Source organism: Saprospira grandis DSM 2844 (assembly GCF_000275825.1).
GTDB classification, from domain to species: Bacteria; Bacteroidota; Bacteroidia; order Chitinophagales; family Saprospiraceae; genus Saprospira; species Saprospira grandis_A.
Genome location: NZ_JH719942.1, coordinates 1,359,938 through 1,384,629, shown reverse-complemented (window position 1 = coordinate 1,384,629; position 24,692 = coordinate 1,359,938). Strand labels below are relative to the sequence as shown.

The window sequence follows — 24,692 nt, the reverse complement described above, 5'->3', positions numbered from 1 at the left end:
ATTATGGCGTAATACTAAATTGTTGCTGCCCTAACAATTGCTGATTAGCCGAAAAAAGCTGTAACAAATATATCCCATTAGGCCAATCACCTAAATGAATCTGCCCCTGAGGGCCAGATAAAGGATAACGGCCCAGCTCTTGGCCCAACATATTATAAATGCGGATCTCTTGCCCCAACGCCCAGCCCTCATGGGCCGAGTAGTTTAAGCGATCTTGGGCCGGTAAAGGCCAAAAACGATAGGCCAAATTTTCCGCATTCGAAGTTGGAGAGGTACTCAATACCCTAAAGAAATTCTGCCCCACCACCCTAGACGTTAGAGCCGTAAAGACCCAGGGCAAACTATCTTTCTGATAGCTCCATTGCTGACGAATTAGGCTGCTGGGCCGATTGTTCTTCCGCTGCTCAATGGCATAACTAAATAGAAGCTCCTCTTCTGCGGCCAAATCAATAAATCCAAAATCAACGCTCAATATACCTTGACCTTCTAAGGCCCAATTGGCCGAGTGACTACTGGCCTGCTGCCGCAAACTACTGGGCAATAGATAAGGAGATAGACTATCTCTTAGCTTGAGGTCCCCCTTAAATGGTCCCCGCAATAAAAACTGAACATGCAAGGGATCGGAAGGGAAAATATAGGCGGGGGCAGCATAGCCCAAAGGCAAAACCTGCGCCTGTGGATGTCCCAGCGACTTAAAGGAGTCTTGCAAAACAATGCAGTGCTCGGCCCCAAAAACCGTAGCCGGCAAATTGGCCAGCTGCTGAATATAGCCCAACTGCATCTGCTCCAAACTATCCAAACCGCAACCTTCTATGGCATCAGAAATGACAGGGGCCGACCAATTGCCGCTGGCCTGCTCCAATAGCGCCCGATAACTTAAGCCTGGCTGTACAGGAATACGGACCTCCGTCACTCCCGCCCCATAAATGGTTACAGGGAAAGGAGGCTGCATCAAATCATCTTCAATGACAATCAATTGGGTCCGTACAGGGACCAAACTGGCCAAGCCTATGTTTTGTAGGTAAAAAACAATAGAATCTCCCTGGCATTCGGCAGATACGGCCAAAACAGTCTCCTGATAAATAGGGCGGCAAAGACTGTCGGGATAAATATAGGCCTCTAGGCAAAAAGACTGCCCAGCCAAAACAGAATCACAAGCCAAAGAACTCCAAAGATCTAACTGCCCTGAAGCTTGAGGGGGCAAGTTGCCCAAATTTATCCGATAGCTCTGGCTATCGATTTGGCTAAATGGCAAGCTGGCCGAATCTAAATGTAGCCGTCTGGGCCAAAATAATTCTACATAGGCCTGATAGGCCGTATCAGTCCCTCTGTTTTCATAGTTTAGCCATTGCTGCTGCTCACTACAAGCATCCAAATTGGCCCCATCCAATTGAATTTGCAGAAAGGGACAATGATCTAGGGCCTGCAAGGCTATATTCTGCTGCTGACCCTGCGGATGCTGCAATTGGACCGTATATTGGCCCTGCAACTGACAGGCATCCTGCCAGTAGTGACTAGGCCGTACCGCCCAAAGCTGATATTCCCCAAAGGGTAGCGAATTGAACTGATAAAAACCGTTGCTATCTGTTGTGGCATAATAACGCTGCCCCAGTGCTTCAGCACAAATAAATTGCTGGCCAAAAGGCCGCTCATGGCTGTCTTTTTGGCAATTTGCATTTTGGTCCTCATACAAATAACCCGAAATCGAAGTGCTAAAGTTTTGCGGCTGATAGCAAGCGCCCCGCCCAATTCCCTGCGCCCAAGCTTGCTGCAAACTGGGGATATTCTGAGGCAATAGCCGCAACATCTGATAGAGCCCCGTCAAACTATCGGCATAATGATAACTGAGCATTAAGTCGATGTCCAAACTTTCTCCAGCCAATAAATCTCCCTTAAAATGCGAGGCCATGACCCTAAAGTCTTGTCCCTGCGCCCAACCATAGCCATCTCCAGCCCACCAAGCCCCAGCCGAACTATCAAAGGGGTATTGGGGAAAAACATAGGCAGATTGCCCCTGCCCTAAGCTGTCATAACCCGTTGCATAGGGCCGAATAGGCTGCCCATTGCTCCAACATCCTGCTAATAAATGATAAAATTCTTGGTCCATATTGGGCCCCGAAGGATGCCCAAAAGGAGGCAAATTGCTGTTCAAATTATAAATGCTGCGGTCCAAAGAGCGATTCAGAAACGTAAGGGCCATCACTGGCGGCTGACTCCCGTAGTTATCGCTCTGACAAAGGTGGGTCTGGTCCAGATAATCCGCATTATAGGCATAGACGGTCCGCAAACTACTGTCGGTCCCAATATAGTCGTCGCTGGGACAGCCCAAGTCAAAATCCGTATAAAAACCTGCCCAAAATTGCTGATAATCCTGATTCGAGCGGTTGATGATTTTATAATTCAGAAAGAGGCTTTCTCGCAGACTTTTCTCCAAGGCCAAGCAACCAAAAGCATAGGCCGTAAGCTGCACTTCTAGGCCCATAGAGCCCCCCTGCGTAAACTGATGCCCGCCAGAAAGATCATTCAATACGGTCCAAATTATCTGGTCGGCCAAGGCAGTAGAATCGCCCATGCGGTAGGTCGGAAAATCCCCCTCATAGGGCTCATAACGCCCATCGCCATCCCGATCAAAAAAGGGCGCAAGCGATTGCTCGGGCAGGGCAAAGCCCAAATTTTGCGGGTAATAATCGTTTCCCTTGGCCGGCCAAATCAATAAACTACTGGGCAAGGGCCCATCTATCTGCCCATTATCCCGATAATCCTCTAGGACCGTCCAAATATCTAGCAACTCTACGGCCCAAATATAATTAAAGCGCCTAGAGAGCAGCGAGTCGGCCTGCTGGCTGAGGCTGTCTATTGGGCCCGGCCAAAAATCGGGCGCCCCCTGCCCATAGGTTTGGGCCGCCAGATATAAATCGCCAGCTGCATTTTGGCCGCCCAAACTTAGGCCCAATAGCCCAATAGCCGCAAGATGTTCACTGCTATCTGCCTTTTTGGGGGTCAGAAAAGCCGCATTTTGACCGTCGTTAAATAAATCGCCTCCGTTTTTTATAAGTGCAGAGATGCGGTTGGCCTGCATCCAAACTTGCGCAGAAGGCGGATCTTGCGCCCACAAAAGAAGCGGAAAGCTCAAAAAGGCAATAATTAAGGGCTGGATATATTTCATATTGGGGGTGGTTTTGGATGAAGGGCTTATTTTTATTTTGGGGCCCGCGGCCGGCTAGGCTGCGCCTAGGTCGGCCGCCGCTATGCTTCGCCGCTCGCAAGTCTGCTCGGCCCTTCGTTTTTTCGCTACGCTCAAAAAACTTGGTCTGGCCCTGCGGGCCACGGCTGCGCAGCGCTGGGCCAAATAACGCTTGGCCCAACTACAAATACGGAAAGGTTGACCCTGCGCTTTGCCTGATCAACTTTTCCGAACCGAACCTTGAAGATTTTCTTCACTTAACTTAAGAACTTTCTCTATACTCGCTCTGAGTACATTACAAAGATGCAAATTGATGGCTAAGGGTTGAAATACAAAAATCTTTTTTCCTCTAGCTATAATTTTCCTTATATGCCTGTAAATAGGGCCTTAGCGCCCAAATTCCTCATTTTTTTAAATAAAAGCATGATGCAAATGAATCGATTTTCCCTCCTTTTTTTTGGCCTATTTCTCTCTTTTTCGGCTCTTCAGGCACAATATGCCTCTGTTTTTGGCCAAGATTCTACCCAATGGATTTTTGAATGGAGCAATTTGCCCGGTACGCAACAAGATACGCTCTATAGCCGCTACGATAGCAGCTTTGCGGGCCGTCAATGGACCAAAATTGAGATCCCCAATAGTTTTCAGTATAACGGCGGCTGGCTATCTGAAGATAGTAGTACGGGCCAGCTTTGGTATCGCCCTATAGCCAACCCCCAATACCCTAATGATACCGCCAGCCGCCTCATTATGGACCTCCGTCTACAAGTTGGTGATACCTTTGATCTTTCTCCGGCCTGGGGCGCTATTCCCGATAGCCTACAGCTTGTAGATAGCATCTATACCGAATTGGGCCGCAAGCATATCCGCTTTAAGGCCAATGCTCGGGGGAGTGAAAAGATTACATTTATAGAAGGTGTTGGGCCAAATTTGGGCATCCTCTATAAGCAATCGGGGGTGATGATGTTTCAGTATTTGCTCTGTGCCTATCAGGATGCTCAGCAAAGCTACCTAAATAAAACTCATGGCTACTGTAATGTCTATAATGGTGGACCGCATGGGCTGGCCAATTTGGCCCAACAGCAGTTTGTGCTTTATCCCAATCCGGTAGCAGAACAATTGCAAATTGAGAAGGACGCCAGCCTCTCTGTGGATCGGCTGCAGCTCTATAATGCCTTGGGCCAGTTGCTTTGGCAAAAGGAGTTTAGTCCCCAACTATCGCTAGAAGGATTGCCCGCTGGCCACTATATTTTACAGTTTTGGCAGGGGGGCAAGCTCATAGAAAGCCAAAAGCTGATTAAGCAATAAGGGCTATACTTTGGCCCCAAAAGGCCCGTAGGGCCGTCGGCTGAGGGATGGAAAAGGGGGCGGCGAAGCCGCAGACCAAGCGGGCAAAGCCCGCGCAGGGCCGAGCAAACCTGCGAGCCCTGACACAGCCCGACCCGCCCGCAAGGGCGGGGCAGCCCCAAAAAATAAAAATAACTATCTAGTTAGAGTAGACAGTTGCTAGCTTTCTTTGTTTTATTCAATAATATTAAAGCAAATTAGTTATGAAGATGCAGCTTATTGTACCTGTTTTTTTGGCCATGTTCTTTTTTGTATTGCAAGGGCGGGCGCAGAGCTATAGTTATAGTGGTTATTTTGGGGCGCATTCTTATCAAGAAACAGATACGGTATTTATTAGTAAAGTAGATGGTCGTGGTTATATGATGATTCCTAAAGTTTATGCAAAACTAGGGAGGAATAAGAGTCGTGGGTATTTAATCCTTGAGCTTAGAGAAAGTGGATCCGTCGATTTCGTAGTTGGAAATATTGTAATTATAACTAATAAGGGAAATCGTATTATTTGTAGAGAACGAAATATTAGAAATAGTCAAAAAAGGGACGGTGTACAGGTCAGTTCTTCACTATATTATTTGACTTTTAAAGAGCTATCTCAATTAGAATCTGATGGAATAGAACGTATTGTATTTTCAACTCAGTATGATCCTGATGGTAGGTTTACGATGGACCCTAGTGAATATAGTGTGCGCTGTAATATTTTTTTCAAATAAAAAAAAACGCCAAGTCATAGGACATGGCTTTATTGTAAGGGCCTGTCATTTTGCATTGCTCTGTAGGGCCAAAAAAAGCCTTCTCTATGTATAGAGAAGGCTTTTTGTTTAGCGGTTGCACCAGGGGTTGGGGCAGCGAAAATCGTGGCCTGCTGGGGGTTCTGGGTGCACTGCTCGTTTATTGAGTTGGCTAACGGCCGTATGAAAGTTTTTACATTCTAGCTCATAGGCCTGTTTTAAGGTGTAGGCATACTGATAAGAAAAGTGAGTGTATTGAGGGAAGTGTGCCCAGCGCAATAACTCTCTTTGGAGATCTGTATCGGAGCGTCCAACTTTGAGTGGATGGAAGCGGTCGGCGGCATCTAGTTTACCTAGGGCGAAGTTGCCCATTTGCCCAGCCTCTACCTCATTTTTTACCGTCTCCGGATTAAATTCAAAAGGGCCCTTATGGCTCAATTCAAAAATCATAATGTCAGTGCTTTGTAGGGCCAAGGCCCGGTGGTATAATTTTGCTATTTTGGGGAGGGGAGGATGGGTTATTTTTTTTCAGGAAAAAGGCCTTCTAGTCCTTTTTGGCTAGGGGCGCAATATCCTCTTTCGGTAATAAGTCCAGTAATGAGGCGGGCGGGAGTTACATCAAAGCCATAGTTGCGGGCGGGGGTATTTTCTGGGCAGATGCGTACTTTTTCGTATTGTCCATTTTCTGTCAGGCCATCTACAAATCGGACCTCTTCGCTATCTCTTTCTTCAATGGGAATTTCTTTTAGTCCATCATTGATGCTCCAATCTATAGTGGTAGAGGGGAGGGCCACATAAAAGGGGATATTATTATCTTTGGCGGCAAGGGCCTTGAGGTAGGTTCCGATTTTATTGGCCACATCTCCATTTCTTGTGGTGCGGTCGGTGCCCACAAGGACCATATCGACCAGTTGGTGTTGCATGAGGTGTCCTCCAGCATTATCTACAATGAGGCTATGTGGAACCCCATGTTGTTCAAACTCCCAGGCGGTGAGTTTAGAGCCTTGGTTTCTGGGGCGGGTTTCATCTACCCAAACATGCAATTTGATGCCTTTGGCAAGGGCTTGATAAATGGGGGCGCTAATGGTGCCCCAGCGGATGCAGCCCATCATGCCGGCATTACAATGGGTTAGGATTTGGACTGGCTGGCCATTTTTGCGAGCAGCAATTTCCTCTATAATCTTGAGTCCATGTTGGCCAATTTGAAAGCAGATCTCAATATCTTCTTCTACAATGGCGTCGGCTTGGTAGCGGCAGGCTTGTATGGCTTCGGCTCGGCTATAGCATGGTTGCCAGGCTGCTCTCATACGATCTAGGCAGGTAGAGAGATTGACAGCTGTAGGTCTAGCATCTCTTAAGTAAGCATGGGCGAGTGCTAGGCTATTTTTCCAATCCTTTTCGGGGGCGGCTTTGGCGGCTAGCCAGATGCCATAGGCCGCGGTAGCGCCGATAAGGGGGGCGCCACGGACCAGCATATTTCTGATGGCCCAATAAACCTCTTGGGTAGTGCTTAGGGTTTCTATCTGCACTTTATGAGGCAGAACGATTTGGTTAATGACTTGCAGTTCCTCCTGAGCATTAAGCCAGAGCGTGCGCAAGGGCTGAGGTAAAACAGACATAGTTTAGTCGATTTGAATTTGGTTAAAGTTAGCATAGCCTTTAAATTGGCTAGGCGTGGTTCCTGCTCGGAGCAGATGCCCTGTTTGCAAGCCTGCGGCTTGGGCGGCGGCTAGTTCTTCGGGCACATCAGAGAGGAAGAGAATTTCATGGGCGGGCAGGCCAATGGCTTGCTGGATATTTTGGTAAGATTGGCTTTCTCTTTTATGGCCCAGGTTGGTGTCAAAGTAGTGGCTAAAGAGAGGTGTTAAGTTGCCAGCTTCTGAATAGCCAAAAAGGAGTTTTTGGGCGGCTACCGAGCCAGAAGAATAGATGCCTAGTTGTAGGCCTTTTTCTTTCCAGTTCTTTAGGCAATTGGCTACTTCTGGGTAGAGGTGTCCTTTAATTTGGCCATTGAGGTAGGCGGCTTTCCAGACAATACCTTGTAGGGCTTTCAGTGGGCCTGCTTTACGGTCTGTTTTGCACCAAGTTTCTAGATAATCAAAGGCTTGTTCGGCATCAATGGTCTTTCCTTCTTCGGCTAAGACTAGGGCTTGAGTGGCTTCAATTTGCGCTTTGACCTCTGGAAGGTCTATTTTTTTGCGCCAAAGAGGGAGTTGTTCTAAAAAATAGGGAAAGAGTGTGTCGACCACAAAGGAGATAGAGGTGGTGGTCCCTTCAATGTCAGAAAGAATGTATTTAATCAAAATGAGAGGTTTAGACGCTTAACTTAAGCGAGCAAAAATAAATAAAAAAGTCCATATATAAGCTATATGGACTTTTTCCTTTTGCGTTTTGCAGGGGGCGAAGCCCCCGCAGGCTGAGGGATGGATAGCAGTGGCCCGAAGGGCCAGACCGAGTTTTTGAGCAAAGCGAAAAAGCGATGGGCCGAGCAGCCTTGCGAGCTGTGGCACAGCCCGACCCGCCCGCAGGGCGGGGCAGCCCCAAATCCTATTCTTTTTTATGGCCATCTTTATCGACTACCCCTAATTTAATCAGGGCTTGTTTGGAGGCATTTTGTTCGGCTGTTTTTTTATTGGGTCCGGTAGCTTCTGCTAGGGCTTTTTCATCAATCAGGACCGCTACTTTGAAGCGGTGCTGGCGGTGATGCTTGTTTTTCCCATCATTTTTTTGTTGTTCGATGAGTTCGTAGCTGAGGCTTTTTTGGTCCTTTTGGCAGAACTCCAGCAAGATACTTTTAAAGTTATTATCGATGCGTTCGAGCAGGTGGACATCCACATGGTTTTGCAGCATTTTGTGGATAATAAACTTTCGGGCGGCCTTATAGCCTTTATCTAGGTAGATAGCGCCGACGAAAGCCTCGAAGCAATTGCCCATAACGGTGGGGCTAATGCGTTGGAGTCCTCGGGCTTTGAGAAAGTCATCTAGGCCCATTTCGGCGCCGACTCTATTGAGTGTTTTTCGGCTAACGATTTTGGAGCGCATTTGGGTGAGAAAGCCTTCATCTTCTGTGGGGTATTTTCGGAAGAGGTACTCGGCAATGACGGCATCTAGGATAGCGTCGCCAAGATATTCTAGGCGTTCGTTATCAAAGCTGTGTTTGGCTTCTGTTTGTTTATTGGCCGTAGATTTATGTGTAAAGGCTCTATCATAGAAAGGGAGATGCTTGGGCAGAAAACCGAGGATTGTTTTCAGTTCGCGAGCAAAGGCTTTTTGCTTAGAGAAATAGAGATTATAATAGGACTTCAGCACAGTAGTAGTATATAAGGGACTGATATTGATGGGAAAAGTAGCTAAAAAAAAAGGGCCAATAAAGGCCCTCTGTTGCTCAAATATACTAACTATTCTGTTATTTTCTTGAAAATCACGGCAGAATTATGTCCACCAAAGCCGTAGTTCATATTCATGGCAATTTGCACATCTGCAGATTGTTTGATATTGGGGGTAATTTGCAGGCGTGGGTCAATTTGGGGGTCAAACTCTTCAAAGTTGATGGTGGGGGCAATTTCTCCAGTTTGAAGGGTCTTGATACAGATCAAGGATTCCATAGCGCCGGCGGCAGAAATCATATGGCCGGTCATAGATTTGGTGGCGCTCATTTTCACCTTAAAGGCCGCATCGCCTAAGGCCTTAATGATGGCATTAGATTCTGCGATATCGCCTAGCGTGGTAGAGGTACTATGTGGGTTGAGATAATCGAGGTCTTCTGCTTTAATATTGGCATCATCTAGGGCCAGCTGAATAACATCGATAACGCCATGTCCCTCGGGATCTGGAGCCGTAATATGGTAGGCATCGGCATTTTGGGCTACGCCAATAATTTCGGCATAGATTTTTGCGCCACGGGCTTTTGCGTGCTCATAATCTTCTAGAATGAGTGAGGCTGCGCCTTCTCCGATCACAAAGCCATCGCGGTCTTTATCAAATGGGCGAGAGGCAACGCTAGGCCCTTCATTGCGGGTAGAAAGGGCTTTGAGTGCATTAAATGCGCCCACACCAACAACGTTAATGGCTGCTTCGGCACCACCTACCACCATAATATCGGCTCTGCTGAGGCGAATTTGGTCATAGGCTAGGCCAATACAGTGGGTAGAAGAAGCACAGGCGGTAACAAATGCTCCAGTTGGGCCACGGAAACCATGGCGGATAGAGATATTACCCGCAGAGGCGTCTACAATCATTTTGGGCACCAAAAAGGGATTAAAGCGGGGAGTTCCGCTACCTCTTTCATAGTTTTGTACCTCCTGTTGTAGGGTGGTGATTCCCCCAATACCAGAGGCCCAAAATACGCCAATTCGCTTTTTGTTTTCTACCTCTTCGAGCTTGGCATCGGCAATGGCCTCATCGCTGGCCACTAGGGCATACTGCATAACGGGGTCTAGTCGGCGAACATCTTTTCGGCCAAATACATCTGCGCCATTAAAGTCCTTAATTTCGCAGGCAAATTGAGTTTTAAATAAGCTGGCATCAAATTGTTGGATGGGAGCGGCCCCGCTTTTTCCGGCAAGGAGGTTGGCCCAGCTCTCTTCCGTGTTATGCCCCAAGGGGTTTAAGGTTCCAAGACCAGTAACAACAACACGTCTTTGACTCATAACTAATATTTATTTAGAGAAAGATGCCCAAGTTGGCCCAAGCCCCCAAGCACTTTCCGTGGTTCGTATTAAAAAGATGGCGCCGAAGCCCAATAAATTAGCTCGACGCCCTTTTGGCTGCTCCGAATATAGATCGAAACAAATAAGTTTAACCTAAGTTCTCACTCAAAAAAGAGATGGCATCACCTACAGTTTTGATTTCTTCTGCTTTCTCATCAGGAATAGAGATGTCAAATTCGCGCTCTAGTTCCATAATCAACTCGACAAGGTCAATGGAGTCTGCACCCAGGTCTTTCTGGAAGTTGGCTTCTTTAGTAACGTCAGTTAGTTCAATAACTAGCTTTTCAGCGATGATGGCGAATACACGCTCTTTGATTTCAGTGGCCATAATGGTCAATTTTGCATTTGAATAAAAGGGTCCCTTATAGCACAAAGGGCTTTGATCGCTGCAAAGATGTTCATTTAATCCAGATTCACAAAGTTTTTAATTGGCTTTTTTGTTTGTATAACTACTGAATCAAAATGCCCCTTAGCCCCTGTTTTTACAGAATTTGCTCTTGGCTGGGCGCTTTGCTTCTGTTTAGATTGAAACCAAAAAAAGCCCCCATAATTCCCCCAGCAATATGAGCGTACTCCGAAATATTATTGTTATCTAAGCTATTAAGTACCTCTTTGCCCAAAAAGAAAATAAGGACCAAAATAAAGGTCAACGGAATGCCTTTTCCCCCCGTATTGGCAAAAGATACCAGAATGATAAACATAAAGACAATCCCACTCGCCCCCAATAATCCTCCACCAATCAAAAAAACTTGGAAAATAGCCGTAATAAAGGCCGTGAGCAATATCATAATCAAAATGTTCCGACTACCGTATTTCTCTTCCATAATAGGCGCAATCAATAAAAATATTGACATATTCCCCACCAAATGCCCCCGATTCGCATGCCCAATGGTATAACTAAACAAACGAAAATAATCTAGAGGATTGGCAAAATTAAAGCCTCTAAGCACAAAATAGTTATTGATTAAGCCCCCCGATCGACCCACCGCATCACCTCCCGTAATGTAGTTGATCATATAAATAGCGGTGCACAAAATGGCAAAAGTAACCACCACCGGGGCATTGTATTGAATCCGAAGTCCTTTCATTTTATTTGTTGTTTATTATACTAATTGAATATTTTGGGGCCTCCCGCAGCAAGCTGCGGGCGCTACGTTTCAGGGCTCGCAAGGCTGCTCGGCCCTTCGCCAGCTTTGCTGGCTCGGTCTGGCCTGACGGCCACCCTTTCACATCGCTAGGCCAGTCGCTTCGCTCCTTCTAGACCCACTGGCCCAAATCGCAGGCCCCAAATCCTAATCCCAGTCGGCATCCATGCTGTCATCATGCTTTTCCCGATCATCCTGCTCTGGCCGGGCTACCTCTTGCTCGCCCCCCCAAGTATTGCGAATGCCCAACTGCTGCGTAAGGCCCTGCACCAAACGAAACTCCGATAAGAAAATAGAGGCAATCACCCGAATTACGGTATAGGCCGGTATCGCGATGACCATACCCAGTATTCCCCCCAATTTAGAGCCCACAATAATGACCAAAAAGATCTCTAACGGATGCGCTTTCACACTTTTAGAGAAAATAAGCGGCTGCAATAACATATTGTCTAGGGCCTGCATAGAGGCAAAAACTAAGGCTACCTTGATGAGCAAAGGCACCGTCTCGGCATAAAAATCAACATTCAGACTAGAGCAAATGCACACCAATAGGCCAAAAATTAAGCCCATAAAAGGACCCAAATAAGGGACCACATTGATAATAGCCGCAAAAAAGGCAATCAGAAAGGCATTGGGCGCACCCACTAGCCAAAGCAAAAGCCAAACATAGACCGAAACCGCAGTGACCTGCCCCAAAATTCCCTCAAAATAGCGAATTAGCATTTTCTTAGTCAGCTGTAAGGTCTTATCTAGCTGAGCATCATACTTTTCTGGAAATGGCCCCTTGATCAAATTGGCAAATAATCCCTCTTCTTGCAAAAAGAAAAAGGCAATAAAACTAACCGAGGTGATCAATACAAAGATGTTCCCTAGCCAAGCCAACATGGTCGAAAAGGTAGTTTTGAGCAAGGAGGCGGGATTGATGTACTGCAAGGCCTGCTGCTCCAATTGGACCAAACGACTGCTAGGCGCCGCAGGAGCTACAGAATCTAAAAGAGGAAGAGGCGCCTTATTTATTCCCTCGCCCTGTATGGTAATATGCAGCTCAATATTAGGGCCGTTCAAACTATCACTTAGCTGCTGCACCATAGAATCTACAGAAACAATAGCGGGCAAAGGCCCCGGCTCCTGCTGTAACTTCGTGCTATCCGTGACAAAAAAATCATTTTCGGCCACTAGACCCCATTCTTCTAGCTGCTCAAAACTATGGTTAATGGGGTCTTCTAAGCTTTCTAAAAGCTCTTGATAATCCACAGTGGCCAAATTTCGGCCCTGCTGTACAATCACTGGTACAAATAAGGCCACAAATAAACCCAAAACGGTCAGAAATAACGAAAGCGTAATCAAGGCCCTCGCCGAAGCCGGCAAACGAAACTTGCCAATCCGCAAACGACCCAAAAGGTCCATAATAGGCGAACCCAGCAAGGAGATAATCCAAGCAATGACCAACCAACTGATGATGTCACTAAAGTAATAGAAGATGGTCGCCACGGCCAAAATGCCAAGACCAAAACCAATATAGGAGCGTATTTTTGCCATACTGTTGGAGGGGTTAGCGGCCCAATAGCTGCTCCCACTGGGACCATGAAATTGCCGGATGAGCCTGTTTCAAAGCAGCGAGCTTTGTATTTTGCCGCTGCAAAAAATCTTGATGTGCCTGACTATCAGGCCAGTTGGGCCGATGCCGAAAAGCAGCATACAATTTAGTAATTTTTTCTCTTAGCCCCCGCTCTTCTTCCGCCAAAAGACTTTGCCCAAACGCTTGGTAGATGTAATCTACCGCCAATTGATTAGGATGCGCCCCATCAGAAGCATAAAAACGATAATCCCGCAATTCATCTAATAAAATCTCATAGGCCGGAAAATAATGCAGCTGCGCAAATTCTTCCTCCAAAGCTTCAGCCAGTAATAATAAACGAGCTTTGCTCCTTTGGTTGCCCTGGGCCCCATCCTTCAAATGCCGAATCGGACTGACCGTGAGGATGATCTGGCAACTAGGATTGATTTCCCATAAAACCCCCAAAACTCGCCTTAAGGCCGCCAAACCCTCCGCTATACTCATTTGCTGCCGCTCAAATTGCCCCTGAGGCAATTTATGGCAGTTATTGACGATTTCTCCCTCATGCCTATAGTAATAGGCCGTCCCTAAGGTCAAAAATAGATAATCTACCCCCAAAAGCTGCGCCCTAGCCGCCTCAAAACGCCGCTGCATCAAGGCCAAAGCCAGCTCTTTCTGAGGATGGGCAAAGTCTGTATGATAAGCAAAATGACGATAGAGCCCCTGATGCAAAAATAATTCTTCTAGCTTGGGAGAACGCATACTTAATAAACGACCCAAATTATCAGCTAGGGATAATGGATTGTAAATCTGACCAAATGGCTGTAAATCAATATTATAGGCTAGGCGGGCCAAACGCAAACCCATTTCTTGGGCAAAACAAGAACCCAAAGCCATTAAACGATGCCTGTATTTTAAGGAAAAAGACCACTGAGGAAGAGCTAGGGGAGAGGGCCAAGGACTGTAGGGCTTCATCTTTTAAGTTAAAATAGCATTTTTTAGTAAACTTTTGCTTTAGGCTAAGCTTTCTTTCCTTTTATTTTTTAAAATTGGCTGATTTAGAGCCGTTTAGGCATGAAAAAAGGCCACATTGCCATAGCAATGCGACCTTAAAGTCACCCCAATTAAAGCCCAAATATATACAGCTTTTTAAGAAGATGCAAACATTTAGAATAAAAAGTTATACTTGATTAGTAAACTTTCTGTAACAGAAACACGGCGGCCCGTGCTTTCATAACCATTTACGCCAGTGTCGGGGTCATTGTCCCGGTCTAGCTGTACTTGAACATCATGGTCATAAAAGACAATTGTATTCAGGCTAATGGATAGTCCTTTGAAGATGTAGAGGTCGGTGGTGGTCAGCCATTCTACATCTATATTTTGCGGATTGTTCAGATAGTCCGAGAATAAGGTCAAGGAGGTCTTCACGCCCAAACGAGGCTTTTTCTCGGCATTGAGGAAGAACTTATTTTTATACAAGACCTTAATTGTGGCCCCCAATTGCATACTGTGGTTGGCATAGAGTACACTATCAGCAGTCATGCCTGTGGGCCGAACGCCCCAGCGGTCAATAAAAGCCGCCCGATCTGTTCCCCCATAAGGTGTACCATGCACCCCCGCACTAGCATCGGCATTGGCAATGGCCGCAATAGAGTCATCGGCAACGATAATGCTTTTTAAGGAGGCCGGAGAAACCAAAACCGACAAATGATCATCGGGCTTATAAGAGATACTCGGCGAGATGGTCATTGTGGCCGGAGAGAAAAACTGAGAGCGTGGGGTTGTACTATTTAGCCCCTCCTTATAGGATAAGACATTGCCCTCATAGGTGGGCGTCAGTTGGCTCAAAAAGGTAAAGTCTAGGGCATAGCCCCAAGGTTTGTCCTTCACAATTTTATAGTCGGCAAAGGAGCTAAAACGCAATTCATCTAGGGCTTTCTGAAAGGGGTTGGAGCTGGCCCCTAGCCGCTGTACCCCAAAGTTCAAACTAAAGCTGTTTTCCCACTTTAGACGGCCCTTTTTATAGTCGGCGCCCATAGTGGTACTCCCACCAAAAGCTATTTTGTTTTCTCCAGCCCCTACTTTTGGGTTAATCAGGAGCAGTTGGGCAAAGTCCAAACCGATACCAGCGTCATAGGTCCAGCCTTCTTTTTTTTCTTCAGGTTTTTTGTCATCTTGGGCAAAAAGCTGAGGCCCAAAGGCGAATAGCCCAAGGAGGAGCAAAAATTTAGTTTTCATGCTTGTTTTTATTGGTCTACTAAAAGCGTTATTCTTCCTATAGAGGCCATTTTGTAATTTTGGTCACTACTGAACCTCTTCTTTTAGCAAAAAACGAGAGAGCTGGGCATTCACATTGTCATAGTCCATATTGATCCCCAAGATGTGGCCATCAGGATTGACCAAAATGGTGGTGGGCACTTCCTTGATCCCATAAAGGGCGGCCACATGGTCATTAAATCTACTGAGGTCCGACACATGATGGGGCCAAATTAAACCATCTTTTTCTATGGCGGCCAACCAAGCTTCTTTACTGCTCTCAATGCCCACGCTCAAAATCGTAAAGTCCTCCCCTTTGGTAAATTTGGCCCCATGATATCTGTCATAAAGGCGGCGCAATTGCGGATTAGATTGGCGGCAAGGCGCACACCAGCTCCCCCAAAAGTCTAATAAAACCCATTGCCCCCGCAAATCAGATAGGCGCAGACTGTCGCCACTGGCCAATTGGCCCGCAAACTCTGGGGCAGGCGTTCCAGAGGTCACTCCCGGCTGACGATACCAACGAAAGCCCACCCAAACAAGGGCAATTACAATGGGGATGATAATAAGCTCTGATAATTTAATATTCATGGCAATCTATTTTGATGAGGGGCAAAATTAAGCTTTCCAAATAGAATAAAGCGTGATTTAGGTTGTTCTCTTTTCCGTTCTGATTGCTTTTTTGGGGCTGCCCCGGCCTTTGGCCGGGTCGGGCTATGCGGGGGCTCGCTGTTCGCTCGGCCCTGCGGGCTTTTTCGCTGCGCTTCAAAAGCCCTAGGTCTGGCCTTCGGCCACCCCCTACTATCCCTCAGCCAGCTCGCTGCGCTCGCTTCTTGGTCCAAAACAATAAAACAACGCTCGCGAAGCGAGACCGCTTTGCGCTGGGCGCAGCCCAGCGCATCGGCTGAGGGATGGATAGTGGTGCGGCGCAGCCGCAGACCAAGGCGCTGCAAGCGCCGAAGGGCCGAGCAGACCTGCGAGCCACGACAGAGCCCGACCCGAGCGTAGCGAAGGGGCAGCCCCCAAAAAACTAATACTTTAGTCGAGGATCTACCCAAGCATAAAGTAAATCAGCGACCAAATTGCCCAAAATAGTGAGCAAGGCAGCCATTAAGGTCACCCCAAATACCAAAGGCCAATCATAGGCCCGAATGGCCTCAATGACCAAAAGCCCCATCCCATTGATGTCGAAAATCAATTCTATGGCAATGGCCCCCGCCAAAGCCCGAGGAAATACCGCACTAAATAAGGTAATCAAGGGAAATAAGGCATTGCGAAAGGCATGCCCCCAGTAGACCTCCTGCCGACGCAAACCCTTGGCCCTAGCGGTCCGAATATAATCCTGCGCCAATACCTGCAACATGGCCGAACGCATCTGCCGAGAAAGATAGGCAAAGGAGCCGTAGGTGATGGCAAAAATGGGCAAGAACAAATGATAGAGGTAGTCGCCTAGCAGCCCCCAAGAAAAAACTTGACTATTGGGTAAGCCCTGGGTCGGAAACCAATCGTAATGCGCACCATAGGTGGCGGTGGTCAAAAAGACAACCAACAAACTGGCCAGCCAAAAAGAAGGCAAAGAGTAAAGCAAAAAGAGAAAATTACTACTCAGTTTATCTCTCTGGTCTCCAACCAGCTCTAGCCCTTTTTGTTTAGACAAACGCCATTGTCCCCGCCAAGGGCCCAAGAAAAAGAAGAGGGGCAAAACCAAAAAACCAAGCTTTAGCCAAAGCGGCTGTAGGCCCCAACTCAAAAACAAAAGGACCCAAAACCAAAGGTAGACGATCTGCAGAAAGAGCAGGCTATATTCACTAATATCCAACATTCGCCCCCGAAGAAGGGCCTTGGCAAAACGCCGAATTTCTGGACCAAAAGAACGGCCCCATTGCTTTAAAAATGCCCGGTAATTTAAGCCGATAAAAGCCAGCTGCAAGGGAATGACCGCCCAAAGCGCCCCCGAAACCAGCTCCATCAATTGCAAAAAGAAGCAAAGGGCCAAAAGTGCCCCAAAAATGAGCTGCAAAGGCGATAAAAAGGAGTAATAAGCCGTGGGCCGATAGCGCCAACTGGCCATTTCTACCCCCAAAGGCACCGAAACCCCATAAGAGATCAAAATGGCCAATAAATTCATGAGGAGGGTCCAGCGCAAGGCCGCCCAAATCTTCTGCAAAACAGGCTGCTGGTCCTGATAAGAAATGCCCAAATCGCCCCGAATTAAGCCCCGACTCGCATAGACCTCCCGCAGCGGCAACAAACGGTCTCGCTCTGCCGCCAATTGCCGATAGTTTTCGTTAAACTGCTTTTGCTGCTGCTCCAACTGCCCAATTTGGGCCAATAAAGGCGCCTGCGCCTGGCTGTCGAGCTGCTCCAACTGAAACTGTAGCCTTCGGGCCAAACGATCCAAACTATCCTGAACCAAATTGAGCCGCCCCAACTGCGCATAACAGCTATCCAAACGATGATGAATGCTGCTATCGGGCGTCTGAAAATAAGGATAGTCGCCAAACATCCAGACATGATACTGATTGTTGAGCCCATAAAAATAGAGCTGGGGAATCAGGGTTTCATAGGGCCGAGCTTCTCTACGCAGCTGATGCAAAGCTCGCCGAACACTATCTAGGCCCAAGGCCAAGGGCGCTACCTTGGCCGTTTTGGCCGCTAGACTGTCTAGCAAAACATCTAAAGGCCTTTCTTCATAGCGCTGCCAGAGCTCCTCCTTGAGCTGATCCAATTGGCCCTTTTCTTCATAACTAAAGGCCGCCTTTTGTTCATAATATAACTGCTCCCAATTTTTTAGTTGTTGGTAGTAAGCCATACAATGCTCTGCCGCCCCATATTGGTCCATCAAGCGAGACAATAGGGTGCTGTGCTGCTGCGGTTGCAACTGATACAAATCTTTAGGATAAGCCTGCGAGCTCAATCTAAAATAAAAGGCGGGCCGGTCTAAGCCCAGCTCCCTGGCTTTCTGCCGATAGGCTTGGGCCGAGGCAAAGGGACTTTCTTCGCCCCCCTTATTGAGGACCATATCTACGGGGTCTCCTTCTACTAATCGACTCAGGCCAAAGACCAGTAAAGAGACCAAGAAAAAGCTGGGAATAAACAGCAAGAGCCGCTTAATCGTGTATAAGAACATGCTGTAAAAAACTAGAGCTTAGAGAAAATTAGTATCCTGTTCGGCCATCTCTAATAAGCTGGCAGAAGGCTTGAAGCGGGGACCAAAACGCTGGGCCAAAACCTCTGCCTTAGCCACAAATTCCCGCAAACCATAATCATTGATAAACTGAATCACGCCCCCCTTAAAAGGGGCAAAGCCCCAGCCGTAAATACTCCCTAAATTGGCATCATAGCTATTTTGAATGACGCCTTCTTCTAAACAGCGAACGGCCTCTAGACACTGAATAAAAAGCAGGCGGTCTTGCAAGTCTTTGGGCGACAATTGTTCTTGGGCCAAGGGAAAGTTCTCTTTGAGCTGCCCCCACAAACGGGCGGGCTCTTCTTTATAGTTATAAAATCCCCCATTGCGGGCTTTGCCATAGCGCTCTTGGGCCAGCATTTCTTGCAAAACGGCAATCGCTGGCGAGGCCTGATAGCGGCTCTCTAGCTGCTGGGCGGCCTGTTCTTCTGCCGAAATAATGTACTTAAAGCCCAAATTATCGGCAAAGGCTAGTGGCCCCATGGGCATACCCGCCTGCAAGCCCGCATTTTCTATGGCCGCAGGCCCTTGCCCCTCTTTGAGCAGTAAAATGCCCTCCATAAAATAGGTGCTAGCCACCCTAGATACAAAAAAGGCGGGACGGTCCTGCACAATAATGGGCGTTTTGCGCAATTGCAATACAAAGTCGAAGGCCCGAGCTACGGTTTCATCTGCCGTTTTCTTGCCCACAATAATTTCGACTAAGGGAATGCGATTGAGGGGCGAAAAAAAGTGCATCCCAATATAATTCTCGGGCTGTATGCTGGCCTGGGCCAAATCCGACACTTGTAAGGAAGCCGTATTGGTGGCCAAAAAGCTGTGTTGCTGCATTTCCAGCTCCACTTCTTTAATGATGCGCTGCTTTAAGGCCATATTTTCAAAGACGGCTTCAATGACCAAATCGCAATCTTCCATCTCCCGCAAATCACTAGTGGTTTGTATGCGGTTCAGAATCTCCTGGGCCTGCTCTGTCGTCATTTTTCCACTTTTCTCTAGGCGGCTGAGCTTCTCTCTGGCGTTGTTTTTTCCTTGCTCGGCTAGGCGTTTGCTCACATCTCGAAGCAATACTTCTATGCCCTGCATAGCGGCCACATAGGCAATGCCCGATCCCATTTGCCCAGCCCCAATCACGCCGATCTTTCGGGCTCTAAAGCGGCCAAAGCCCTTAGGGCGACTCATCCCTTGCTTGATTTTATTCAAATCATACCAAAAGGCTTTGGTCTGGTTGCGGCAATTTTTACTCATAATCATGGCCGTAAAATAGCGGGCATTGATTCGGGTGGCCGCATCAAAATCAACAGAGGCCCCTTCGGCCATGCAGTTGAGTAGAGACAGCAGGGCAGGGTAGTTGTTTCGGGTTTTGGCAATCAGCTCTGTGCTCAATTTGGCAATGCGCTGGGCCGTTTTTGGATGTTTGGGGTTACTTTCCTTGGCAATGCGGTCTTCGGCATCCCAGGGTTTTTCTATACAAGGCGAAGAGAGGATCCAGCGCTTAGCGTTGCGGATAAGCTCCTCGGGCCGCTCTACGGCCTCATCAATAATGCCTTTTTGCAAGGCCTCTTTAACGTGTATGAGTCGGCTGTTACTAATAAATTTATAGGCTTCTTCTAGGCCCAGCATCCACATCAGGCGAATAATGCCCCCGCCGCCCGGAATCATCCCCAGCGATAGCTCGGGTAAGCCCAATAAGGTCCTGGGGTGGTCTAGCGCAATGCGATAATGACAGGCCAGTACCAACTCAAAACCACTGCCCAAAGCTGCGCCGTTAATGGCGGCCACCACGGGCACTTTCAAGCGTTCAAAACGTCTGTAAATCTCTCCCAAGAGGGCCGTATGTTCAAAGATTTTAGCGGGTTCCTCGGCTCGGTGCAAAAAATCGAGGTCGCCACCCGCCAAAAAAGAGCGTTTGGCCGATAGGATAATCACCCCCTTCAAGCTTTTGTCCGCTTCCAGATGCTCCAATACAGGCAAAAAAGCCTTAGCAATCTGTGGGTTAATCGTATTGACTCGCTCGCCGCTTTTATCTAAGGTGAGGCTAACAATCCCCTCACTATCTTTCTTATAATATATCATAGCCTAGTTTCTGAATTGAATAGGCAAACTAGCAAAAAAAGCCTTTAATGCTCCTATCTACTAGAATTTTCTTTAAGGGCTTTTCTTTTTTGGGGCTGCCCCGCCCTGCGGGCGGGTCGGGCTATGCGCGGGCTCGCTGTTCGCTCGGCCCTGCGCTTTTTCGCTATGCTCAAAAGCTGGGTCTGGCCCTGTGGGCCACCCGCTACTATCCCTCAGCCAGAAAAGGCGGCCAAAGGCCGCAAAAAGGCCAGGGCGCAGAAACTGCGGCTGGCCAAGATTTAAAATTTGGTTTGCGGGCTCATTTTTTTGAATTAAATCATAGGCTAAGGAATCAAAAAAAATGTATTTTCAGCTGCTAGGATAGTAACTATTAAAATGAGCTTGTTTAAATTTTTTAGTCAGCAGCTAGACTAAGGCAAAAAAAAATGCTGCAAAGCGCTTATTATTGTTGATTACGACAAAAACAAAAAAAGGCTTTGCAACATGGTTGTGAATTTATCAAAAGAATTTATTACGGAAAAAATATTAGCATTTTTTCCCGAAAAAAAATTGGCTCGAAAAACCAAAGCGCCTCTGTGGCAAATTGTTAAAGCGATAATTTATAGGCTTAAAACAGGTTGTCAGTGGAGAGAATTACCGATACAATCTTTTTTTGACGAAGTTCTAATTTGCTGGCAAACAGTATATTACTACTTCAATAGCTGGTCCGAGTCTGGTATTTGGCAAAAAGTGTGGATCCAATTTCTAGCCCATGAAAAATCTTGTTTAGATTTATCTAGTATACAGCTTGACGGAAGTCATACCCCAGCGAAAAGAGGGGGCGAAGCTGTGGGTTATCAGGGCCGAAAAAAGTCCAAAACCACAAATGCTCTCTTTCTCACAGATAAAAATGGGCTGCCAATCGCTATGTCTCCGCCTTTTGCGGGAAACCATAATGATTTGTTTGAAATCGAGAGTCATTTCCAAAAAATGCTTGCCGATCTGCAGCTTTCAGACATCTCTCCTGATGGTTTATTTATGAATGCTGATGCAGGGTTTGATAGCAAAAAACTTAGAGAAAACTGCCAAAAAATGGGCATTATCCCTAATATTGACCACAACAAAAGAAATAGAAAAAAAGCTTATTATCAAGATATTATAGATGAGGAACTTTACAAAGAACGCTTTTCTGTTGAGCGAACTAACGCATGGATTGACGCATTCAAAATTTTACTCATTCGTTTTGAAAGAAAAGCCGACAACTGGGCGAGTCTACACTATTTAGCCTTTATACTTATTTTCCTAAAACGAAATTTTTAAACAAACTCAATAAAATTATGCCCTTATTCCAAACATCTGTACTAAAGAAGTACCTAAAAAGCATTGAAAGCAAGGAGGAAGTCAAAGTTGCTTATGAGAAGTTTACAACTTACTTCCACAATGTAGAAAGACAAGAAAATATTAGAAAGTCCAAGGAAGAACAGTTCCAAGAAGGATTTCTTCGGGAATTGTTTGTAAAAGTATTAGGCTATACCATTAACCCTGAGCCTAACTATAATTTAACTACAGAGCTTAAAAATGTAAAAGATGCAAAAAAAGCCGATGGAGCTATTTTGTCAGCAGGAAAGCCAATTGGAGTTATTGAGCTAAAGGGAACTTCGACAACTGATTTAAATAAAATAGAGAACCAAGCTTTTGGATATAAAAATAATCATGAGGGAGTAACATATATTATTACTTCAAATTTTGAGAAACTTCGTCTGTATATAGATAATGCTATTGATTTTGAAGAATTCTATTTGTTTGACCTAAGCTTTGAACGTTTTGCTTTGTTATGGCTGCTTTTAGCCAAGGACAACATCTTTAAAGATCTTGGGAAGCAAATTAAGAATGACTCTTTGACGGAAGAGGAACAAATTACTAAAAAGCTATACAAAGACTACTCTACTTTTAGACAGAAGCTCTTTAACAATATTGTGGAGTTAAACCCCCAGTATGACAAGCTAACGCTGTTCAAAAAAACACAAAAGCTCTTAGATCGCTTTTTGTTTATCTTCTTTGCTGAAGATCGCCTCTTGCTGCCTCCAAATTCTACTTATGAAATATTGAATCAATGGAAAATGCTTAAAGATGAACTAGATGCGTATTTTCCATTATATAGTAGGTTCAAAAAGTATTTTGGCTATTTAGATAAAGGGCATAAGGGACGGCAGTATGATATATTTGCGTATAACGGAGGCTTATTTAAGCCAGATGAGCTTCTAGACAGTATCAAAATAGATGATGATCTACTTTATTTTCATACAAAACAGCTAAGTGATTATGACTTTGACTCGGATGTAGATGTTAATATCTTAGGCCATATTTTTGAAAACTCCTTGAATGAAATAGAGGAGATTTCCGCAGAAATAGAAGGCGAAGATATAGATAGAACTAAGACGAAGCGTAAGAAAGATGGCGTTTTTTATACGCCCAAATACATTACCAAATATATAGTAGATAATACAGTAGGCGCACTTTGCGAAGAGCAAAAGAAAGCTATAGGGCTTGATGAGTCTGAATTTGAGAAAAATAGAAAAGGAAGACGAAAAGCAACCCTTGAACGATTACAAAAGCAATTGGATGATTACAGAAATTGGTTGCTAGACTTGACTATCTGTGACCCCGCCTGTGGAAGTGGAGCCTTCTTAAATCAAGCTTTAGAGTTTTTGATTGAAGAGCATCATTATGTAGATGAACTCCAAAATAAGCTCTTAGGAGGAACGCTGATGCTGTCGGATGTGGCCAACTCTATCTTGGAAAAAAATCTATACGGTGTAGATATTAACAATGAATCTGTAGAAATTGCCAAACTCTCGCTTTGGTTGCGTACTGCTCAAAAAGGCCGGAAATTAACTAGCTTAAACAACAATATTAAATGTGGAAACTCCTTAATCGATGACCCTGAGGTTGCAGGAGATAAAGCATTTAATTGGGAAAAAGAATTTCCCGAAGTCTTTGCTCAAGGAGGTTTTGATGTGGTGATCGGGAACCCGCCTTATGTTAGAAATGAATTTATTTCTGAAAAGGATAAGCAGGCATTTAATTCTAAATACTCGGTATATACTGGAAAATCGGATTTATATGTGTATTTTTTTGAACATGCTTTTAATATATTAAACTCTTCGGGGGAATGTGGGTATATTGTATCTAGTAAATACACAAAAACAAAGTATGGAAAAGTGTTAATCGACTTTTTACAAAAGAAAACTTCAATTTCTGTATTTATTGATTTTCAAGATTTAGATGTATTTAATGGTGCTATAGCCTATCCGTCAGTTATTGTGTATAACAAGAGGAAGGGTTCTAAAAATAAAGAAACTTTACTTCTTGTTGTTTCAAATGATAATTATAGAGAGGTTGATAATTTATTTTCAGGTGCTTTGAAAGTTAATCAATCAGAATTATTTGATAGGCTTGGTTCTTGGACTTCAGGAGCTACAGATGAAGGGCTATTCAATTTACTAAAAAGAATTCAAGAGAATTTTAATCCACTATCTGAAATCGTAGCAAAGCCCCAGGTCGGTATAAAGACAGGGTCAAATTCAAGTTATATTTTTCCTTCTAATGATGTACCTAAAGTTTTGGATGGTTCTCCTTTAATCCAAAACTATTTGATAGGAAGAGAGGTCAAAAGATATAAACCTGCAATAGCTAAGAATAAAATTTTAATCCCATATACAAGTGGAGGTCGTAATTTAGAATTAGTGAATATTAAAGTCTTTGAAAAAGAATATAGATTTCTAGAAGAAAATAGAGATAAGTTATCTAAAAGGGCTGTTATAGATAAAGGTATATTGAAAGGGACAAAAACTTGGTATGAGTTTCAGCAAATAAAAACGGACTTTCCTTATCATGCTAAGTATATTGTTTATCCAGATATATCTTTATCGGTCAATTTTACCTTTGCTAAGGAAATATACTATGATATGACATGTTTTGGGTTGCCTTCTGACTCAGAATCCTTACTAGGAGTCTTAAATTCAAAGTTAATTACGGTATTTCTTAATACTACTTGTGTTAAAGCTAGGGGAGGATATTTAAGGTTGAAAAGCCAATATATTTTAAATATTCCAATTCCTAAAAGTTTTCAAAATAAGGAGCTGAAGACAAGTGTAGAGAGTATCTTACAAGAAGAAAGCTTTTTGTCTGAAATTCAAGAAAGACTTGTTTGCCTAATAGAATCTAAATTTAAAATACTAGGGTCAAAAAAGCTTCAACATTGGAATGAATTAGAGTTTGCAGAATTCTGGAAAGAACTAGAAAAAGCCCGAAAAAAAGTTGCAAAAGATAAAGGTGAAGCCTACAAAAAATTAGGCTTAGGAGAAGAAGCGGAGTGGATGCAATATTTTGAGGAACAGAAGCAAAAAGCTCAAGCTATTCAAAGCAAAATCACCATAATAGATAATGAGATCGACCAAATGGTTTATGAGTTATATGGTTTAACCGAGGAAGAGATTGCAATAGTTGAGGAAGCTTTATAGTATTTT

18 protein-coding genes are annotated in these 24,692 nt (G+C 45.2%); 4 read left to right on the top strand and 14 right to left on the bottom strand.

The window, feature by feature from the left end; genetic code table 11:
- Position 1: 1 nt before the first annotated feature.
- On the bottom strand, positions 2-3,166 hold the full coding sequence (locus SAPGRDRAFT_RS06305) for a T9SS type A sorting domain-containing protein (RefSeq protein WP_002658093.1): 3,165 nt from the start codon (positions 3,164-3,166) through the stop codon (positions 2-4).
- Between the two features lie 450 nt (positions 3,167-3,616).
- Between SAPGRDRAFT_RS06305 and SAPGRDRAFT_RS06300 the strand changes: the two genes are divergently transcribed.
- Both SAPGRDRAFT_RS06300 and SAPGRDRAFT_RS06295 read left to right on the top strand, forming a co-directional pair.
- Positions 3,617-4,489 carry a T9SS type A sorting domain-containing protein gene (locus SAPGRDRAFT_RS06300; protein WP_002658091.1) on the top strand — a complete coding sequence of 291 codons (873 nt, stop codon included), beginning with the start codon at positions 3,617-3,619 and terminating at the stop codon, positions 4,487-4,489.
- Positions 4,490-4,731: 242 nt separating this feature from the next.
- The gene (locus SAPGRDRAFT_RS06295; protein ID WP_002658090.1) at positions 4,732-5,235 is read left to right on the top strand and encodes a hypothetical protein; all 504 of its coding nucleotides are present in this window, start codon (positions 4,732-4,734) and stop codon (positions 5,233-5,235) included.
- 108 nt (positions 5,236-5,343) lie between these two features.
- Here SAPGRDRAFT_RS06295 and SAPGRDRAFT_RS06290 read toward each other — a convergent pair whose 3' ends face one another.
- From SAPGRDRAFT_RS06290 to SAPGRDRAFT_RS06220, 13 genes are all read right to left on the bottom strand, one after another.
- A complete protein-coding gene (locus SAPGRDRAFT_RS06290; protein ID WP_002658087.1) occupies positions 5,344-5,703 on the bottom strand; it encodes a hypothetical protein in 360 nt (119 codons plus the stop codon).
- Positions 5,704-5,771: 68 nt separating this feature from the next.
- On the bottom strand, positions 5,772-6,872 hold the full coding sequence (mtnA, locus tag SAPGRDRAFT_RS06285; RefSeq protein WP_002658085.1) for an S-methyl-5-thioribose-1-phosphate isomerase: 1,101 nt from the start codon (positions 6,870-6,872) through the stop codon (positions 5,772-5,774).
- Positions 6,873-6,875: 3 nt separating this feature from the next.
- Positions 6,876-7,556: an acireductone synthase gene (gene mtnC / locus SAPGRDRAFT_RS06280; RefSeq protein ID WP_002658083.1), complete on the bottom strand. Its 681-nt coding sequence runs from the start codon at positions 7,554-7,556 to the stop codon at positions 6,876-6,878.
- 244 nt (positions 7,557-7,800) lie between these two features.
- The gene (gene rnc, locus SAPGRDRAFT_RS06270) at positions 7,801-8,562 is read right to left on the bottom strand and encodes a ribonuclease III (protein WP_002658081.1); all 762 of its coding nucleotides are present in this window, start codon (positions 8,560-8,562) and stop codon (positions 7,801-7,803) included.
- 89 nt (positions 8,563-8,651) lie between these two features.
- Positions 8,652-9,902: a beta-ketoacyl-ACP synthase II gene (gene fabF, locus SAPGRDRAFT_RS06265; protein WP_002658079.1), complete on the bottom strand. Its 1,251-nt coding sequence runs from the start codon at positions 9,900-9,902 to the stop codon at positions 8,652-8,654.
- Between the two features lie 148 nt (positions 9,903-10,050).
- Positions 10,051-10,290 (bottom strand): acyl carrier protein, encoded by a 240-nt coding sequence (locus SAPGRDRAFT_RS06260; RefSeq protein ID WP_002658077.1) that lies wholly within the window; start codon positions 10,288-10,290, stop codon positions 10,051-10,053.
- Between the two features lie 154 nt (positions 10,291-10,444).
- Positions 10,445-11,050: a rhomboid family intramembrane serine protease gene (locus SAPGRDRAFT_RS06255; protein ID WP_002658076.1), complete on the bottom strand. Its 606-nt coding sequence runs from the start codon at positions 11,048-11,050 to the stop codon at positions 10,445-10,447.
- Between the two features lie 204 nt (positions 11,051-11,254).
- Positions 11,255-12,646: an AI-2E family transporter gene (locus SAPGRDRAFT_RS06250; protein ID WP_002658075.1), complete on the bottom strand. Its 1,392-nt coding sequence runs from the start codon at positions 12,644-12,646 to the stop codon at positions 11,255-11,257.
- Between the two features lie 13 nt (positions 12,647-12,659).
- The gene (locus tag SAPGRDRAFT_RS06245) at positions 12,660-13,640 is read right to left on the bottom strand and encodes a GSCFA domain-containing protein (RefSeq protein WP_002658073.1); all 981 of its coding nucleotides are present in this window, start codon (positions 13,638-13,640) and stop codon (positions 12,660-12,662) included.
- 192 nt (positions 13,641-13,832) lie between these two features.
- Positions 13,833-14,903, bottom strand: a complete 1,071-nt coding sequence (locus tag SAPGRDRAFT_RS06240) for a DUF3078 domain-containing protein (protein ID WP_002658071.1) — start codon at positions 14,901-14,903, stop codon at positions 13,833-13,835.
- A gap of 66 nt (positions 14,904-14,969) precedes the next feature.
- Positions 14,970-15,512 carry a TlpA family protein disulfide reductase gene (locus tag SAPGRDRAFT_RS06235; RefSeq protein WP_002658069.1) on the bottom strand — a complete coding sequence of 181 codons (543 nt, stop codon included), beginning with the start codon at positions 15,510-15,512 and terminating at the stop codon, positions 14,970-14,972.
- Between the two features lie 439 nt (positions 15,513-15,951).
- Complete coding sequence (locus tag SAPGRDRAFT_RS06225; RefSeq protein ID WP_002658068.1) at positions 15,952-18,051, bottom strand: ABC transporter permease subunit; 2,100 nt, start codon at positions 18,049-18,051, stop codon at positions 15,952-15,954.
- An 18-nt stretch (positions 18,052-18,069) separates the two neighbouring features.
- The gene (locus tag SAPGRDRAFT_RS06220; RefSeq protein ID WP_002658066.1) at positions 18,070-20,184 is read right to left on the bottom strand and encodes a 3-hydroxyacyl-CoA dehydrogenase NAD-binding domain-containing protein; all 2,115 of its coding nucleotides are present in this window, start codon (positions 20,182-20,184) and stop codon (positions 18,070-18,072) included.
- A 483-nt stretch (positions 20,185-20,667) separates the two neighbouring features.
- Here SAPGRDRAFT_RS06220 and SAPGRDRAFT_RS06210 point away from each other — a divergent pair, with 483 nt between their 5' ends.
- The gene (locus SAPGRDRAFT_RS06210; protein WP_002657728.1) at positions 20,668-21,483 is read left to right on the top strand and encodes an IS5 family transposase; all 816 of its coding nucleotides are present in this window, start codon (positions 20,668-20,670) and stop codon (positions 21,481-21,483) included.
- Between the two features lie 17 nt (positions 21,484-21,500).
- On the top strand, positions 21,501-24,686 hold the full coding sequence (locus SAPGRDRAFT_RS06205) for an Eco57I restriction-modification methylase domain-containing protein (RefSeq protein WP_002658062.1): 3,186 nt from the start codon (positions 21,501-21,503) through the stop codon (positions 24,684-24,686).
- The last annotated feature ends 6 nt before the right edge of the window (positions 24,687-24,692 follow it).

What these genes read in the sequence shown, in the direction of transcription:
- SAPGRDRAFT_RS06305 (WP_002658093.1), bottom strand. Translation starts at nt 3,166, where the DNA reads ATGAAATATATCCAGCCCTTAATTATTGCCTTTTTGAGCTTTCCGCTT.
- SAPGRDRAFT_RS06300 (WP_002658091.1), top strand. Translation starts at nt 3,617, where the DNA reads ATGAATCGATTTTCCCTCCTTTTTTTTGGCCTATTTCTCTCTTTTTCG.
- SAPGRDRAFT_RS06295 (WP_002658090.1), top strand. Translation starts at nt 4,732, where the DNA reads ATGAAGATGCAGCTTATTGTACCTGTTTTTTTGGCCATGTTCTTTTTT.
- SAPGRDRAFT_RS06290 (WP_002658087.1), bottom strand. Translation starts at nt 5,703, where the DNA reads ATGATTTTTGAATTGAGCCATAAGGGCCCTTTTGAATTTAATCCGGAG.
- mtnA (WP_002658085.1), bottom strand. Translation starts at nt 6,872, where the DNA reads ATGTCTGTTTTACCTCAGCCCTTGCGCACGCTCTGGCTTAATGCTCAG.
- fabF (WP_002658079.1), bottom strand. Translation starts at nt 9,902, where the DNA reads ATGAGTCAAAGACGTGTTGTTGTTACTGGTCTTGGAACCTTAAACCCC.
- SAPGRDRAFT_RS06260 (WP_002658077.1), bottom strand. Translation starts at nt 10,290, where the DNA reads ATGGCCACTGAAATCAAAGAGCGTGTATTCGCCATCATCGCTGAAAAG.
- SAPGRDRAFT_RS06255 (WP_002658076.1), bottom strand. Translation starts at nt 11,050, where the DNA reads ATGAAAGGACTTCGGATTCAATACAATGCCCCGGTGGTGGTTACTTTT.
- SAPGRDRAFT_RS06250 (WP_002658075.1), bottom strand. Translation starts at nt 12,646, where the DNA reads ATGGCAAAAATACGCTCCTATATTGGTTTTGGTCTTGGCATTTTGGCC.
- SAPGRDRAFT_RS06245 (WP_002658073.1), bottom strand. Translation starts at nt 13,640, where the DNA reads ATGAAGCCCTACAGTCCTTGGCCCTCTCCCCTAGCTCTTCCTCAGTGG.
- SAPGRDRAFT_RS06240 (WP_002658071.1), bottom strand. Translation starts at nt 14,903, where the DNA reads ATGAAAACTAAATTTTTGCTCCTCCTTGGGCTATTCGCCTTTGGGCCT.
- SAPGRDRAFT_RS06235 (WP_002658069.1), bottom strand. Translation starts at nt 15,512, where the DNA reads ATGAATATTAAATTATCAGAGCTTATTATCATCCCCATTGTAATTGCC.
- SAPGRDRAFT_RS06225 (WP_002658068.1), bottom strand. Translation starts at nt 18,051, where the DNA reads ATGTTCTTATACACGATTAAGCGGCTCTTGCTGTTTATTCCCAGCTTT.
- SAPGRDRAFT_RS06220 (WP_002658066.1), bottom strand. Translation starts at nt 20,184, where the DNA reads ATGATATATTATAAGAAAGATAGTGAGGGGATTGTTAGCCTCACCTTA.
- SAPGRDRAFT_RS06210 (WP_002657728.1), top strand. Translation starts at nt 20,668, where the DNA reads ATGGTTGTGAATTTATCAAAAGAATTTATTACGGAAAAAATATTAGCA.
- SAPGRDRAFT_RS06205 (WP_002658062.1), top strand. Translation starts at nt 21,501, where the DNA reads ATGCCCTTATTCCAAACATCTGTACTAAAGAAGTACCTAAAAAGCATT.